16 protein-coding genes are annotated in these 16,490 nt (G+C 27.0%); 14 read left to right on the plus strand and 2 right to left on the minus strand.

Annotated elements, in window-relative coordinates; translation table 11 throughout:
• The first annotated feature begins 708 nt into the window (after positions 1 to 708).
• The 7 genes from NG901_RS02375 to NG901_RS02405 all read left to right on the plus strand — a co-directional run bounded on the left by NG901_RS02375 (position 709) and on the right by NG901_RS02405 (position 5,635).
• Positions 709 to 1,710 (plus strand): 2-hydroxyacyl-CoA dehydratase family protein, encoded by a 1,002-nt coding sequence (locus NG901_RS02375; protein ID WP_252212148.1) that lies wholly within the window; start codon positions 709 to 711, stop codon positions 1,708 to 1,710.
• Entirely contained in the window at positions 1,707 to 2,468 is a 762-nt protein-coding gene (locus NG901_RS02380) for an acyl-CoA dehydratase activase (RefSeq protein ID WP_252212149.1), read from the plus strand. The genes NG901_RS02375 and NG901_RS02380 overlap by 4 nt, the downstream gene beginning before the upstream one ends.
• A 48-nt stretch (positions 2,469 to 2,516) precedes the next feature.
• Positions 2,517 to 2,948: a 6-carboxytetrahydropterin synthase QueD gene (queD, locus tag NG901_RS02385; protein WP_252212150.1), complete on the plus strand. Its 432-nt coding sequence runs from the start codon at positions 2,517 to 2,519 to the stop codon at positions 2,946 to 2,948.
• 1 nt (position 2,949) lies between these two features.
• Positions 2,950 to 3,615, plus strand: coding sequence for a putative 7-carboxy-7-deazaguanine synthase QueE (gene queE / locus NG901_RS02390; RefSeq protein WP_252212151.1), 666 nt, complete (start codon positions 2,950 to 2,952; stop codon positions 3,613 to 3,615).
• Position 3,616: 1 nt separating this feature from the next.
• Positions 3,617 to 4,204 (plus strand): GTP cyclohydrolase I FolE, encoded by a 588-nt coding sequence (gene folE, locus NG901_RS02395; RefSeq protein ID WP_252212152.1) that lies wholly within the window; start codon positions 3,617 to 3,619, stop codon positions 4,202 to 4,204.
• Between the two features lie 148 nt (positions 4,205 to 4,352).
• Entirely contained in the window at positions 4,353 to 5,018 is a 666-nt protein-coding gene (gene queC, locus NG901_RS02400; RefSeq protein ID WP_252212153.1) for a 7-cyano-7-deazaguanine synthase QueC, read from the plus strand.
• A gap of 44 nt (positions 5,019 to 5,062) precedes the next feature.
• On the plus strand, positions 5,063 to 5,635 hold the full coding sequence (locus NG901_RS02405; RefSeq protein WP_252212154.1) for a cytochrome b5 domain-containing protein: 573 nt from the start codon (positions 5,063 to 5,065) through the stop codon (positions 5,633 to 5,635).
• A gap of 127 nt (positions 5,636 to 5,762) precedes the next feature.
• On the opposite strand, the gene NG901_RS02410 is transcribed toward NG901_RS02405, so the two are convergent.
• Positions 5,763 to 7,766, minus strand: coding sequence for an oxidoreductase (locus NG901_RS02410; protein WP_252212155.1), 2,004 nt, complete (start codon positions 7,764 to 7,766; stop codon positions 5,763 to 5,765).
• Positions 7,767 to 8,135: 369 nt separating this feature from the next.
• Entirely contained in the window at positions 8,136 to 8,501 is a 366-nt protein-coding gene (locus tag NG901_RS02415) for a hypothetical protein (protein WP_252212156.1), read from the minus strand.
• A gap of 224 nt (positions 8,502 to 8,725) precedes the next feature.
• Between NG901_RS02415 and NG901_RS02420 the strand changes: the two genes are divergently transcribed.
• From NG901_RS02420 to NG901_RS02450, 7 genes are all read left to right on the plus strand, one after another.
• Positions 8,726 to 9,748 (plus strand): hypothetical protein, encoded by a 1,023-nt coding sequence (locus NG901_RS02420; RefSeq protein ID WP_252212157.1) that lies wholly within the window; start codon positions 8,726 to 8,728, stop codon positions 9,746 to 9,748.
• Positions 9,749 to 10,342: 594 nt separating this feature from the next.
• On the plus strand, positions 10,343 to 11,422 hold the full coding sequence (locus tag NG901_RS02425; RefSeq protein WP_252212158.1) for a tetratricopeptide repeat protein: 1,080 nt from the start codon (positions 10,343 to 10,345) through the stop codon (positions 11,420 to 11,422).
• 17 nt (positions 11,423 to 11,439) lie between these two features.
• Positions 11,440 to 11,976 carry a metalloprotease family protein gene (locus NG901_RS02430; RefSeq protein ID WP_252212159.1) on the plus strand — a complete coding sequence of 179 codons (537 nt, stop codon included), beginning with the start codon at positions 11,440 to 11,442 and terminating at the stop codon, positions 11,974 to 11,976.
• A 595-nt stretch (positions 11,977 to 12,571) separates the two neighbouring features.
• On the plus strand, positions 12,572 to 12,892 hold the full coding sequence (locus NG901_RS02435) for a rhodanese-like domain-containing protein (RefSeq protein WP_252212160.1): 321 nt from the start codon (positions 12,572 to 12,574) through the stop codon (positions 12,890 to 12,892).
• An 83-nt stretch (positions 12,893 to 12,975) separates the two neighbouring features.
• Complete coding sequence (locus NG901_RS02440; RefSeq protein ID WP_252212161.1) at positions 12,976 to 14,676, plus strand: FAD-dependent oxidoreductase; 1,701 nt, start codon at positions 12,976 to 12,978, stop codon at positions 14,674 to 14,676.
• A 404-nt stretch (positions 14,677 to 15,080) separates the two neighbouring features.
• Complete coding sequence (locus NG901_RS02445) at positions 15,081 to 15,764, plus strand: Crp/Fnr family transcriptional regulator (protein WP_252212162.1); 684 nt, start codon at positions 15,081 to 15,083, stop codon at positions 15,762 to 15,764.
• Positions 15,765 to 16,067: 303 nt separating this feature from the next.
• On the plus strand, positions 16,068 to 16,406 hold the full coding sequence (locus NG901_RS02450) for a zinc ribbon domain-containing protein YjdM (protein WP_252212163.1): 339 nt from the start codon (positions 16,068 to 16,070) through the stop codon (positions 16,404 to 16,406).
• Positions 16,407 to 16,490 lie beyond the last annotated feature (84 nt).

The following is a 16,490-nucleotide window of genomic DNA, read 5'->3' on the forward strand; positions in this document are numbered from 1 at the left end:
TATGTATTTCTAAATAAGACTTATATATTATAAAAAGCAATCTATATATTGGTAATATAATACATATATGTATTAAGATTAAGAGCGGCATATGTATTAAAATTACATATAAATTAACTTATTTTTTTATTAGTTTATTACATCTTATTATAAAATTTTTATAAAGTTATAATATCACAATATTTAAAAAGCTAAAAGTATATTTTAAAAGTATTTCGACAAAATTTCACATTATTATTAAATACTATATTTTTTAATAGATATTATATAAAAAGTTTATTAGAATATATGCCAATAAAGGGAGAATGTAAAAGTGATTAAATGATGCAACAAAAAAATTTTTAGTAATAAAAAATATTGGATTATTAGAGTGTTGATATATAAGAGTTAAGAAATATGATTAATCCTATATTAATATTATCGCAGTTTTTTAATTAAATTTGACTTACTAAAGAGCATATAGTACACTGTACACGTATTAAATAATAAAGACAGTTCGTGTAACCATCCTGTCTATAAACAAAACTAGGGCGTAACTACCCGTATAGGTAGTTTTTTTGTTTAAGGGCGGTTTTTGCCCTTTTTTATTTGCAAAAAAATTAATTAGTAGCCTATTTTTTAGTAGAATGTTGATATATGTATAAGTAAAGTTGGACAGAATAATTATATAGTTTATGCCCTTTATCAATATGTAAGGAGGTCTTGATTATGAAAAAAATAGGGTTAACAACAACAGTTCCAGTAGAGGTTCTTATTGCAGCAGGATATACACCTGTAGATTTAAATAACATTTTTATAACCTCTACTGATTATTCAAAATACATAGATATAGCAGAAATAGATGGGTTTCCTAAAAGTTTATGCGCTTGGATAAAGGGAATTTATGGCGCATGTATAGAAAATGATATTAAAGAAATAGTTGGAGTTATGGAAGGAGACTGTTCTAATACTAAAGTTCTTATTGAGGTACTTGAATTAAAAGGAATTAAGGTTTATCCATTTTCATTTCCACATAGTCATAAAATAGAAGATATAGAAAATGAAATAAGAAAGTTTATGACTATCTTTAATGTAAGTCTTGAAGAAATTGAAATAGTTAGAAAAAGACTAAATGAAATTAGGCAATTATCAAAACAAATTGATGAATTAACATATATACATAATAAAGCTAGTGGATTTGAAAATCATTTATATCAAGTAAGTTTAAGTGATTTTAATGGAGACTTAAATGTTTTTAAAGCAGATTTAAAAAAAGTTATTGACGATATAAAGAAAAGAGAACAACTAAATAAAAAACTAAGATTAGGATATATAGGTGTTCCACCTATGACTAGTGATATATATGAATTTGTTGAAAATTTAAATGCTCATTTTGTATATAATGAAGTGCAAAGAGAATTTGCTTTTCCTAGAGTAGATAAAGCAGTAAGTATATTTGAGCAATATTATGATTACACTTATCCTTATAACACTGAATTTAGAATTATGGAATTAAAAAAGCAAATTAGAGATAGAAAATTAGATGGAATAATTCATTACACTCAAGCTTTTTGTCATAGAGCAGTTGAGGATATAGTCTTAAAAAAGCAATTAGATATTCCAATATTGAATATTGAAGGCGATAAATTAAATACATTAGATGCAAGAACAAAACTTAGATTAGAAGCTTTTCTTGATATGCTATTGGATTTAAAGGAGATTAAAGAATGAGAATATTAGGAATAGATCTTGGAAGTAGGGAAGTTAAAATTGCTTTAATGGATGACAATAAGATAATAGAAATGAAAAAGATAAGTACCATGAGCTTTTATAGAGATTATTGCAGTTTTGATGGTAGGGTAATAGTAGATTTAGAAAAGCTTAATATAAGACCAATTGATAAAGCTGTTTCAACAGGCTATGGAAAAAATAATACGGATTTAAAACTTTTTACTCCTATAAATGAATTAAAAGCTCATATTTATGGAGCAATTTATCAAACTGAATTAAAAGATTTTATACTTTTAGATATAGGCGGTCAGGATGTTAAAGTGATAAAAGTAGAGAAAGGCATTATTGAAGATTTAGAACTTAATGAAAAATGTGCTGCCTCTTGTGGAAGATACTTAGAAAATATGGCTAATGTGCTTGAAATATCTATTGATGAAATGAGTAAACACTCAGAAAATCCCATTGATCTAAATTCAACTTGTGCAGTATTTTCTGAATCAGAGTTAATTGGAAAAATAGCGGAAGGTGTAAGTATAGAAAGATTATGTGCAGGAGTTAATTATTCTCTTTATAAAAGACTATGCCCTCTTTTAAGTAAATTTAAAGGAAAAAAATTAATTATAACTGGTGGTGTTGCAACCAATACTTCAATAAAAAAATATCTAAAAAATGATTATGAAGAAGTAGTAGAAGTAAAACAGCCACAATTTAATGGAGCAATTGGATGCTGCTATTATGGGAGTAAGGTGCTATGTTAAAAACATAGATTTGAAGAAATATTCAATAGGTTATTGGAGGAAATAATTATGTATATTTTAAAAGCAGAACATAGTTTTGATAGTGCCCATTTTCTTGCTAGATATAAAGGAAAATGTGGAAATATTCATGGACATAGATGGAAGGTTGAAATTGAAATACAATCAGAAACCTTAGTAAAAGGTGGGCAACTTGATGGTATGTTAATAGACTTTGGGGATTTAAAGAAAGATGTTAAAGATATGGTAGATTATTATGATCATGCATTGATTATAGAAGAAGGGACTATGAGGAAAGAAACATTAAACTGTATAAAACAAGATGGATTTAAAGTAATAGACGTTAATTTTAGGCCAACAGCTGAAAACTTTGCAGCATTTTTCTTTAAAACAATGAAAAACAAGGGATATAACGTAAAAAGAGCTACAGTTTATGAGACTCCTACCAATAGTGCTGTATATGAAGAAAGTGAGGGGTGTTAAAGTGAATTTTAAAGTAGTTGAAAAGTTTGTTAGCATTAATGGAGAAGGCCGCCTTTGTGGGCAATTAGCAGTATTTATAAGATTTGCAGGATGTAATTTAAATTGTAGCTATTGTGATACAATTTGGGCAAATGAAAAAAATGTTTCTTATAAGTTAATGTCTTCTAATGATATATATGAATATATTAAATCAACAAAAGTTAGAAACATAACTTTAACTGGAGGAGAACCTCTTCTTCAAGAAGGAATAATAGAGCTATTAGAACTATTATTAAAAGATAATGAACTTTATGTTGAAATAGAAACTAATGGAAGTGTATTGATAGATCAGTTTTTAACTATGGAAAATCCTCCAAGTTTTACTATGGATTATAAACTTCCTTCAAGTAATATGGAAGGTAAAATGGAATTAGAGAATTTTAAATATTTAACTAATAAAGATACAGTGAAATTTGTATCAGGTAGCATTGAAGATTTAAAAAAAGCGAAATACATAATAGATACTTATAACCTTGTGGATAAAACTAGTGTATATATTAGTCCTGTATTTAGGGAAATTAATATGGATGATATAGTAGAATTTATGAAAGAAAATAATATGAATAAAGTTAATTTACAAATACAACTTCATAAGGTTATATGGGAACCAAGCAAGAGGGGTGTATAATATGGAAATCGATATAAAAGCAATTGAAGAACATATAAGGGGAATTTTAATAGCTTTATGTGATAATCCTGACAGAGAAGGATTAAAGGATACTCCTAAACGTGTAGCTAAAATGTACGAAGAAATCTTTCAAGGAATGTGTTACAGTAATGATCAAATTGCAGGTATGTTTAATACTACTTTTGAAGATGATTTATTAATAAAAGAAAATAATAATGATATAGTTTTTATGAAAGACATAGAAATATTTAGTCATTGTGAACATCATTTGGCACTTATGTATAACATGAAAGTTGCAATAGCATATATACCTAATAAAAAGGTTATTGGATTAAGTAAAATAGCTAGAATAGCTGATATGGTAGGACGTAGATTGCAGCTTCAAGAAAGAATAGGAACAGATATAGCTGAAGTATTGCAAAAAGTAACTGAATCAGAAGATGTAGCAGTTATTATACAAGGAGAACATGGTTGTATGACTACTAGAGGAATACAAAAGCCAGGTGCTAGAACAATATCAACTACTCTAAGAGGAAGATTTAATACTGACCCAATTTTAAATAACAAATTAATGATGCTTTATAAATAAGGTTTTTAGCCTCATATGGATTTTTAAACCTATTCTGAGGCTTAGAAACCGTTATCCATGAGTGTGTAGCTGTTATGAAATTACAGATACTAGCTATGGGATAGACAATAAGAATATATATACATATTAAAAGGACGGTGTACTATAAATGAATAAAGAAAAAGCAATAGTAGTATTTAGTGGTGGGCAAGATAGCACAACTTGCTTATTTTGGGCAAAAAGGAGGTTTAAAGAAGTTATAGCAGTTTCTTTTGATTATAATCAAAAACATAAGTTAGAATTAGAATGTGCAAGAGATATATGTAAAAAATATGATGTAGAACACCATATTTTAGATTTAAATTTATTAAATCAACTAGCACCTAATTCACTAACTAGACAAGATATAAATGTCGATAAAGATGCACCTAAGGAAGGGGTTCCTAACTCATTTGTAGATGGCAGAAATATGTTATTTTTAACTTTTGTTGCAGTATTCGCAAAGCAAAGAGGAGTAAATACTATTATAGCAGGCGTATCTCAAAGTGATTTTAGCGGATATCCAGATTGCAGAGATGTATTTATAAAATCTTTAAATGTTACACTGAATTTAGCTATGGATTATCAGTTTGAAATCCTTACACCATTAATGTGGATTAATAAAGCAGAAACTTGGAAAATGGCTGATGATTTAGGTGTGCTTAATATCGTTAAAGAAGAAACTTTAACTTGTTACAATGGAGTAATAGGTAATGGTTGTGGAAAATGTCCAGCTTGTAAATTGAGAAAAAATGGATATTTAGAATTTAAAAAAGAATATTTAAACATTTACTAGTTTTAAACTATACTAATATAGAGAAAAATATTTGCGAGGTAGATATGTCTATATATTTTGATGTCAAAACTATTAGAGAACTTATAGGAGATAATTATAGAGAACAAAGAGAATTTACATTAGAAGAATTAGCACAATATGATGGAAGTAACGGAAAACCTGCTTATGTGGCCATAGAAGGTATAGTTTATGATTTAAGCGAAAAAGCAGTTTGGGCTAACGGAACACATTTTGGACTTACAGCAGGTAAAGATTTAACAGAACAATTCAAATCGTGTCATGGAGTACCTAAATTTTTAAGTACCCTATCTAAAGTTGGGATACTTAAAGCAAATAATAGAATGAATACTGTAACTATGAACAGAAGTGAAATGCAAAACAAATCTAACTTTACTCCTGATGATTGGGTTAAATATATTACCCCATTAGTTAATCGTGCATTGGAAGAAGCTAAGGCAGGAATTAATCCAGAACATTTATATCAGGAATTTATTTTATCAGGTGTACTTGTAGGATTAGGAAAAACTCCTCAAGAAGCTATTGAACAGGTTGAAGAATGGGAAAAGACAGGAGTATCAAAGTTATTGGCAATGAGTAAGATGAACAGATTTTATTAGAGATTAAAAAGTGACTATCTAACAAAATTTTTGTTAGATAGTCACTTTTTTTATTTACTATGTTTTAATTGAATGTTGAACTTTGTAAAAAAATATAAGCTCTACATCATTAAAGCAATATTAAATTTTATATATTTCTACCTACCTCAAAAGCATCCCAAATGGCAGTCAGAATATTTCTAACTTCTCTTGCATCTCCTAATAGGTACACTTCTTTATCATTAAATTTTAATTCATTATATAGTGATTTTTCAGAATTATAACCAACAGATAAAATTACAGAATCAGCAGGAATTGTCACTTCTTTATCATCTTCTATTATTATAGCACCGTCATCAGCTACTTTAGATAAGATAGATTTTGTTTTAATATCAACTTTATAAAAAGCTAATAAATCTCTTAGCATTTGGCTATTTGCATGACATATTTCAGGACCAGAAGCTAATATATCATCAAGAGCTTCAACTATAGTAACCTTCTTACCCTGTTTTACAAGCCAAAGTGCTGTTTCACAACCTACTAAACCACCACCAAGAATAACAGTTGAATTTCCAGGAGTTTTATTTCCTAAAAGTACATCTTGAGCAGTATAAACTTTATTTTTATTTCCTTCTAAATTTAATATTTTAGGTGTTGAACCTGTAGCCACAATAATTACATCTGGATTTAATTTATCAGTTAAATCTTTTGTAACTGCAATATTAAAATGAATATCGATGTTATTTTCTTTTAATTCATTTTCATACCATTTTACAAGAGCTCTGTCATCTTCTTTAAAATCAGGAACTCCTCCTGGTATAATATTTCCACCTAATTTATCTGTTTTTTCATATAAAGAAACTTTATGGCCTCTGATAGCACAAACTCTTGCAACTTCGCATCCAGCAACACCACCGCCTACAACCATTACATTTTTGATTTCTTTAACTGTGTGCAATTCAAAGTCCTTTTCTCTACCTGTAGATGGATTTACAGCACAAGAAATTCCGCCACCAGTAGCTAATCTTCCCATGCATCCATCATGACAAGATAAACATGGACGAATATTTTTAATTTTTTCTTCTTTAATTTTTCTAGGAATATATGCATCTGCTAAAAGTGGTCTTCCTAAAGCAATCATATCTGTTTTGCCAGTAGCAATAGCATCACTTGCTAGATCAGGATTGTCCATTCTTCCAGCAGTAATAACAGGAACTTTAAGCACTTGTTTTAACTTTTCATTTAATGAAAGATACATTCCCTTTTTAAAATACATAGGAGGGTGATTCCAATACCATGAATCATAAGTACCAGCATCAGAATTAAATGCATCGTATCCGGCCTCTTCTAGTATTTTAGCAACTTCAAGACCTTCTTTAAGATCACGACCTTTTTCGTCAAAGTCTTCTCCAGGTAAGGCGCCATCATTTAAGCCTTTTACATAACTTTTAACACTATAACGAAGAGATACTGGGTAATCTTCTCCACAAGCATTTTTTATTGATTTAAGAATTTCTATAGGTAATCTTAATCTGTTTTGTAAGCTTCCACCATATTTATCTGTTCTTTTATTAAACAATGCAATAGTAAATTGATCAAGAAGATATCCTTCATGAACAGCATGGACTTCGATTCCATCGAATCCAGCCTCTTTTGCTATAGCAGCTGATTCACCAAATCTTTTTATATAAGTTTCAATTTCTTCTATTGTAAGTTCTCTACATTTTATATCAGGTACCCATTTATGAGGTATAGCAGATGGTGCTATTGGTTGAACGCCACCAACCATGCTAGGGATACTAACACGACCAAAACCCATAGTTAATTGTAAAAATATCTTTGAATTGTATGCATGAACTCTTTCTGTAAGTACTTTTGCTGTTTTTATAAAATTTCCAGGATTAATAGTTGGACAAGGCATAGAAGGCATAGTACATTTTTCAATTTCATTTTCAACATAAGTAATACCAGTTATTATTAAACCAGTACCACCTTTTGCTCTTTCAACATAATACTCTATTCCCTGTTCATTAAAACTACCATCTTCTGAGCATAATCCAGCAGGTCCCATAGGGGCCATTACAAATCTGTTTTTAATTTCTATATTACCAATTTTTATTGGTTCAAATAAATTTGAATATTTAGTGTCCATAAAACAACCTCCCATTTGAAAAAATTTACCAAATATATTCAGTATAGTCTAATGCAATGAAAACGTCAACATAGAATAACCAAATATTGTAATATATAGCCTTAAAGAAGAAATACATAATACCTTAATATATGTTGTAAAAGTATTCAAACCTTAATAATATAGTAAATTTTCCAACTATATTATTAAGGTTTAATTTATAGTAAAGTTTATTTTTTACTGTAATTAAATTAAATAATATATAAAAGCTGTACTAAGATTTTAGTACAGTTTTTTAGTGATGATTATGCAATCAATAATATTTTCTATGACAACTATTAATGAACTTAGTTAATAAAAGAACTATATTGTATAAATTTAATATTTTTATCACTTATTTATATTGGTATAATTTTTTATAATTTTAATGGAAAAATCTTTTTTAGAGCAATCTTCTTTATCAGCAAAAACAAAATAATAAGTAGGGGTTTTAATATCACGATATTTACACATTCCATCACAATTACCAGTGTAAATTTCTTTTACTTTAAATGCTCGTAAGATAGGTCCTTCAAAAACTAAAACTCCTACAGCTAAATTTTTATCACATAAAATATTTTTTAAGTGTACTTTAACTAATAATAATTTCCCAGTGTCCTCTAATGAGGTGTTGATTTTTTTATTTAGACAATCACAGTATTTGGGAAATACAATATGCTCTACTTCAGTTGGAATATCATAGTCATTTGTTTTCACTAGTAGTCACCTCCATATAATATTATATTTTATGTCGAAAATAATATTAATGTTACAAATTGACTTTAAGGAATGACGATAAATAGAACGTATATATTTTAAAATTAAAAAGTAACATTGTAAGTATATTAGAATAATCTAAATAATAAATAACATTTTGTCATATAAAAAATAGTATATATTAAGATGAAAAATATCTAAATTATTCAAAGGAGAAAGATATCATGAATGATAATATTAATTGTGAAAATACTATAGATGAAATTAGAAATTTAGAAATAAGTTATTGCTACAGTCCAACTTTAGTTGATAAGTATATGAATCAAGAAACAAAAAATGTAAAACAACCTACTACTTTAGTTGCTTTAGATTGTTTTACTACTTTTGATAACCCTGATACTGCTTATACAGCAGCTACAAAAAAAATAGATATTTCAGGTATATCACAAGGAACCTTTTTAAACTCTATAACTGATGGTACCCAAACAGTTACTTTTAGTTCAAATATGCAAAAACTTAATGTACCTTCAGGTTGGAATAATTGGTCTTCACCTCCATTATCTGAAGATTCCACTCCAGATGTACTATTTTCAAACTTCCAAAATTCTATGACTATAACTTTATCTGAACCATCTTGCATTTTTGGATTTGAAATGGAAGCTAATCTTTTTGGAACATTTCCTCTTACAGTTGAATTTTATTCAGGAAATGAGTTTGTAGGAAATATAGTTAGAACAGTTACTTCTCCAAATGGTGCAAGGTTATTTGCTGCAAAAACATGTTGCGATACTCCATTTGATCGTATTGAAATTATAGTACCACCGGCACTTGGATTTGGAATAGCACAAGTTAGGTACAGTACTGATTGTTCTTCTGAGTGTGATTGTTGCTGTAACGAAGCTGTTGATGCTAACTTTGTAGGTTGTGAAGAATCTAGAAATGTTCCAATAGAAATTACTAACTTAAAATGTCAAGGAAGATTATTAATAGTTGATGTAACAGTAACTGCATGTGAAAATAGAAAAGTAGCTATAGGCGTATTAGTATGTGATGAGGAGGAGGAAGATGTTTTAAGATTTAAGGTTTGTGAAGCATGTATGCCAGAATCAACAACACCTGAGATACCTTGTGTAGAGAATACATTTAGGTTCTGTTTTGGATTTGAAACTGATTTATGTGATCCACTTTCATTAAAAGTAAAAACTTTTGCTGAGTATGCTTCTTTTAATTTTGAATGTGATTGCTAAGTATCATAAATTAAGGTCTTGAAATAATATAAATATTTTAAGTTAATATAATAAAATTAACCTATAGAGTAGACAAAACGTCTATTTTATAGGTTTTTTCTATTTACAAGTAAGAAAACCGATTCTTTAATAGCTTAAAAATATTAGTGTTAATAAAGTATAATTTTTTACTTATAAATATAAGTTATATAAATGAGGATTCAATATGACTATATAAAGCTAATGCATTTTAATATAGTATGTGTTAATTATTTAGAAAAAGTTACGATAATAAATATAAGCGAAGGATAACAATAATTGATTATGATTTAAACAAATGTTGATATATACATAAATAAAGTTGGAAGCTATGAAATATGCTAAAGAATTATCAGAAGAAGATGGTGAAATTAAATTAGAAAAAGTAGATGTACCAGCAGGAAGTTTTTTTATAAAAATATGTAGTAATTATTATTAGGAATTTCAAGATGACCACGATTTCATATAAAACTACAGAATTTTATATAAATTCTTTTAATTGACATATTTTGAAAAATAATGTAGAATCTCATATGTTATGCCAAAATATGTACAATTAAAGGAGGGAAATTAAATATGACAGAATACAATGAACAAACACATTCAATTTATGAAGAGAATTATCAAAGAAGCATATGTCATAAATGCGGACAAGTTAATGCAGACACTTCACAATGTAAGAATTCAATATTATGCAATACATGTAGAGAAGAACAAATTCATTATCCAATTCCAAAGATCTTTGCAATTCTTGCTATAGGACTTATTATTCTTATAGGAATTTCATTTTTAAAATTTCCAAAAGTATTTAATAGTTATAAAATATATTCTGCGGCAGAAGATAATGCAAAAAAAGGAGAAGTAAATAGTACATTAAAAAATTTACAAAATGTATTAGAAGAATATCCTGATTCGCTAGATACCGCTGTAAAAATTATTGAAATAGCCATGGAAAATGGTAAATATAATTATGCAGGATACATAATAGATACTTATTTATCAGGAAAAGAAGCAGATAACTCAACATATACTTTAATTACTGAATACACAAAATATATTGATTCATATTATAAAACTTATGATGCATTTGGAAATATTGTAAGCAATTTAGATGAAAATGCTAGTCCAAATGAAAAAAACCAACTAATATCAAATAATTTGAAAATTTTATTAAATGATAAGAGTCAAAATAAATCATTACTATATTATTATTTAGGATCTACATCTAATGATAATAATGCAGCTAAAGAATATCTTAGTAAATCTATTCAAGAAGACAATAATATAACTGATAGTAAAATCCAATTAGCTAATATTTTACGTAGAGAAAAAGATTTTAATAGTGCAAGAGAAAAGTTTAATACTGTATTAAATAAAGAAAATGATAATGCAGGTGCATTAAGGGGATTAGCTATAGTAGAAATGCTTGAAGGGAATAAACAAGAGGGAGTAAATCTTGCTAAAAAAGCTTATGATGCAGACCCACAAGAAACTTATGTATTAGAAACTTTAATTATTGCTCTTATAACAAATGGACAAGACGATGAAGCTGAGAAATATAAAGAAGAATATACTTCAAATGGAGACGGATTTGATGATGATATAATGAATTTCTTAGATGGAAATAGTACTATTGATGATTATTATTTAGGATAAATAGGGGGATTTAGATTATGTATTTTATACCAGGTTTTTTAATATCAGCAGTAACATTTCCAGGTGTTATTGTACACGAATTAGCACATCAAATTTTTTGCCGTTTAATGAGGGTTCCTGTATATGAAGTAAAATATTTTCAATTTAAAAATCCTTGTGGTTATGTTGTACATGAACCAGCAGATAACCCATTAAAATCTTTTTTTGTTTCAATAGGACCATTTTTAATAAATACCATTTTGGGAATGTTTATTATGTTGCCTGTATCAATAGAAGTATTTGAATTTAAAAATTATAACAATTTGTTAAATTTATTTTTAGTATGGATTGGAATATCTATATTAATGCATGCATTTCCAAGTAAAGTTGATGCAGAAAATATGATTGAATCAATATTAAAGAATAAAGAAGTGTCTATAATATTTAAAATTTTAGTAACACCAGTGATTGGACTAATTTATATTGGTGCATATGGTTCAATAGTTTGGCTTGATCTAATATATGCAATAGTAATTTCTATATTATTACCCCAAATATTAGTTCTAATATTTTAATTATAAGAATACTATAAATTAAAATTATTATTAATAGCAAATAATATTAAATAAAAACTCCTTTAGATACATAAAATATCTAAGGGAGTTTTTTAATAATACAATTAAAAATAAAGAATAAATATTTAGAACTTGAACAAAATAGTAGTATAAAATTATAATAAAAATTTATTTTAGGAGCGATAAATATTATGAGTGAAAAACATGATTGTTCTTGTGCAAGCCAACAAGAAAAGGAGAAGAAAGCTAATAATTGTGGAGTTAAACATAGTAAAAAGACACATAAAAAAGATTAATAAAAATTCCTTTAGATACACAAAATATCTAAAGGAATTTTTTATTATTTAAGAAAGTACAAAGCGCTGAAGTCTTTAAATAACTTAAATTATAATTTTAGCCAAAGATTAAAAAATGTAACCTAAAAAGCATATACATGATAGATTTTTTTATTTTTACTTATTGCTAAGTGATAAAGTCACAGAAGAAAATATATCTGTTAATTATAATGAAATTAATAAATTATAGATGAGTTTGTATAAGAAATAGATATTTAAATTTTTTATAAAAGATTAATATAAAACACAGGAGGAAGAATATGTTTGGATTTTTAAAAAGAGAGAATGGAAAAGTAATTAATGTTAATGATATTGATGATTTAATAGGAAAAGTTGAACTTATTGATATTAGAGAAGATTATGAATATAAAAATGGAAGCATAAAATCTGCTAAAAATATTCCAATGGGTACCCTTTTAAATGAACCTAATAAATATTTAAATAAAGATAAAGAATATTACATAATGTGTCAATCAGGTGGAAGAAGTGCAAGAACATGTAGTAGTCTTAGAAAACAGGGATATGATGTTATTAACGTTTCTGGAGGGGTAGGATCTTATGTTGGCTCAAAAAAGAGGTAACTTAAGTTAATGTTTTAAAACAGTGTTGATATTATAGTGTAAAGTTAAAAATCAAGTTACATAATAATTAGGAGGATGATATTATGAAAAAGAAAATATTAATAGTAGGTGGAGTTGCGGGAGGAGCCTCAGCAGCTGCAAGACTTAGAAGAAATAGTGAGGAAGATGAAATAATAATGTTTGAAAAAGGACCTCATGTATCTTTTTCAAATTGTGCACTACCTTATCATTTAAGTGGAGTAATAGATTCTCCTAATAGATTAGTTTTAATGAGTCCAGAAAAATTTATATCACAATATAATATTAAAGCAAGAGTAAATAATGAAGTTATTTCAATTAATAGAAAAAATAAAACTGTAGATGTCAAAGATTTAATGAGTGGAGAAGTTTACAAAGAATCTTATGATAAACTTATTTTATCTCCAGGAGCACATCCAATAGTACCTAATATACCTGGCATTGAAAAAGTTAATGTTTTTACAATAAGAAACGTAGTTGATATAGATAAATTAAATAGATATTTAAAGGAGATAAATAGTAATGATGTAGCTGTAATTGGTGGTGGTTACATAGGGGTAGAAGCCACTGAAAATTTAAGAAAAGCAGAATATAATGTATCACTTATAGAAGCTACTAAACAAATTCTAAAACCTTTTGATTATGATATGGTACAAATACTTCATAAGGAAATTTATGATAATGGTGTAAATTTAATTGTTGGAGATAAGGTTGAGCGTTTTGAAGAAGATATTATAGTTTTGTCATCAGGAAAAAAAGTGAATGCAAGTGCAGTTATTATGACAATAGGAGTTGCACCAGAAGTAACTTTAGCTAAGGATGCTGGAATAGAACTTGGAGAAACAGGAGCAATAAAAGTAGATAAAAACTATAAAACAAATGATGAAAATATTTATGCTGTAGGTGATGCAATTGAAGTGTATAATTCACTTACTCATTCTATGACTAAATTATCACTAGCTGGACCAGCTCAAAAGGCAGCAAGGAGTGTAGCAGATAATATAAACAATAAAAGTACAATAAATAAAGGGTATATAGGATCATCAGCTATAAAGGTATTTAACTATAATGGAGCATCAACAGGATTAAATGAATCATTAATAAAAGCACTTAATATGAACATAAATTATGATATAGTGAATATAATTCTTAATGACAAAGTTGGAATAATGCCAGATTCTTCGCCAATACATTTCAAAATGATTTATGAAGTACCAACTGGAAAAATATTAGGTTCTCAAGCTATAGGTAAAGGAGATGTTACTAAAAGAATAGATATAATCGCTACAGCAATAAAATTTGGTGGAACAGTAGAAGATTTAAAAGATTTAGAATTATGTTATGCACCACCATTTTCAACAGCAAAAGATGTTGTTAATTATGCAGGATATGTTGGATCTAATTTATTAAATAATGATTTTAAGCAAGTTAACATAGATAAGGTTAGAGAACTTGTAGAAAATAATGCTGCAATAATAGATGTTAGAGAAAGAAGAGAATATGAAAATGGCCATATAAAAAATTCAAAAAATATACCATTAAGTGAACTTAGAGAAAGAGTAAATGAAATACCAAAAGATGAGCCAGTATACCTTCATTGTAGAACAGGACAAAGAAGTTATAATGCAACTTTAGCACTTCAAAATTTAGGATATACTAATATTTATAACATAACAGGAAGCTTTTTAGGACTATCTTTTTATGAGTATTATAATGATAAGACTATGAATAGAAATAGTATTGTTACAGAATATAATTTTAAATAATAGAATAAAATCGCCTAGGCGACTTTAGAGACGGCGATTTTTTAGCAATGTACCATTTCCAAACGTAGTGCAGGAATAATGGTGTGGCATAATTAAAAATATATAGTAATAGGTAGTCTAAATTTAAATTAGACTACCTATTAAAGTTTACATCAATTTCTGCTAATAATGAAAGTTCAGGAATATAACTTTCAGAAGTTCTAAGTTTAGCTATTAAGTTATGTTCATTTCCATCAGAATGTTCAGCAATCTTAAATGCATCTTTAATTAATAAATAGTTTTATAATCTTTTTTAATTTTGTTTTAAATAGTATAATGCTAGTAAATAATTGTAATAAAGAGCATTATATTAAAAACGACTTAAATTATAAAGCTAAAATAATATATTTTTAGATGGAGGAATTATGGAAAAAAGTAATTTTGCAAGTAATGTTAGAGAAAAGAACTTAAAAGAATTTTATGAAATTTATAAAGTTTTAGAGTATATTGACAAAGAAAATAATAAAATAATAAGTAAAAAAGCAAAATTTAAAACATTAAATGCTGATGAGTATATATCATCTGGAAATTGTACCTGTGAAGGGATCATATTTGTTATAAATGGAACAATAAAAATACAGAGAATTAATGAAAATGGAGAAGAAACAAATCTTTTTAATATTAAAAAGGGAGAACTATGTCATGAGGCATTAAGCTGTCTTTTAAATTTTAAATCATTAAATATTATAGGAAAAGCACTCCAACAATCTAAAATATGTATAATTCCGTTTGAAATAGTAACAGAACATCTATTTAAAGATAGTGAGTTTTTAAAATATATGTATAAAGATATATATAGTAAATTTAATACTGTCATAGAAAAGAAAGAAGAAAAGAGACATGATTCGTTAGAAACTAGAATTGCAAAGCTACTCATAAGTAAGAAAAGCAAAATTGTTTATAGCACACATAAAGAACTTGCTTTTGAAATTGATTCTACTAGAGAAGTTGTTAGTAGAAAGTTAAAGAAATTTGAACAAATGGGATATGTAAATTTAGAACGAGGAAAAATAATTATTTTGAAGGATTTAAATGAATTTATAAAGTAAGAGTATGAAAATATCATTTTTTAAAGCTATAATAGTGTTTTTAGGTAAATATAAAGAATATTGGTTGTTTAAGCATTAATTAAAATAATTTGTCAATATAATAATACTATGATATTATATAAAACTGTGAGAAATTTTTGCTATTTAGAGAGCAAGTTTACTAAAGAAATAATAACTTGAAATTTTATTAATATTTAAAATAAACAATACAAAAAAAGATGTGAATTACTATTTTTATGAGGTTAACAGCATAAGAATGGTTTTTATATATTAAATTAATAAACAATGGAGGAAATGAATTTTATGAATACTTTACCAAATTGTCCAAAGTGTAATTCAGAATATACTTATGAAGACGGAAATCTGTTTATTTGCCCAGAATGTTCTTATGAATGGACTTTAGAATCAGAAAAACAAGCTGCAGAAGAAACTTTAGTTAAAGATGCTAATGGAAATATATTAAATGATGGTGATTCTGTAACAGTAATTAAAGATCTTAAAGTAAAGGGAAGCTCATCATCTATAAAGATAGGAACAAAAGTTAAAAATATACGTTTAGTTGATGGAGATCATAATATTGATTGTAAAATTGATGGATTTGGAGCTATGCAATTAAAGTCTGAATTTGTTAAAAAGATATAATTTTATCATAAAACTAATTTAAAACATAGCCTAATAATAAAATAATCCTTGTTAAGTAGATGCAGTAAAAGTGCTGCCATAAAA

The sequence above is a fragment of the Clostridium sp. CMCC3677 genome (genome assembly GCF_023845585.1).
Lineage (GTDB): Bacteria > Bacillota > Clostridia > Clostridiales > Clostridiaceae > Clostridium > Clostridium aquiflavi.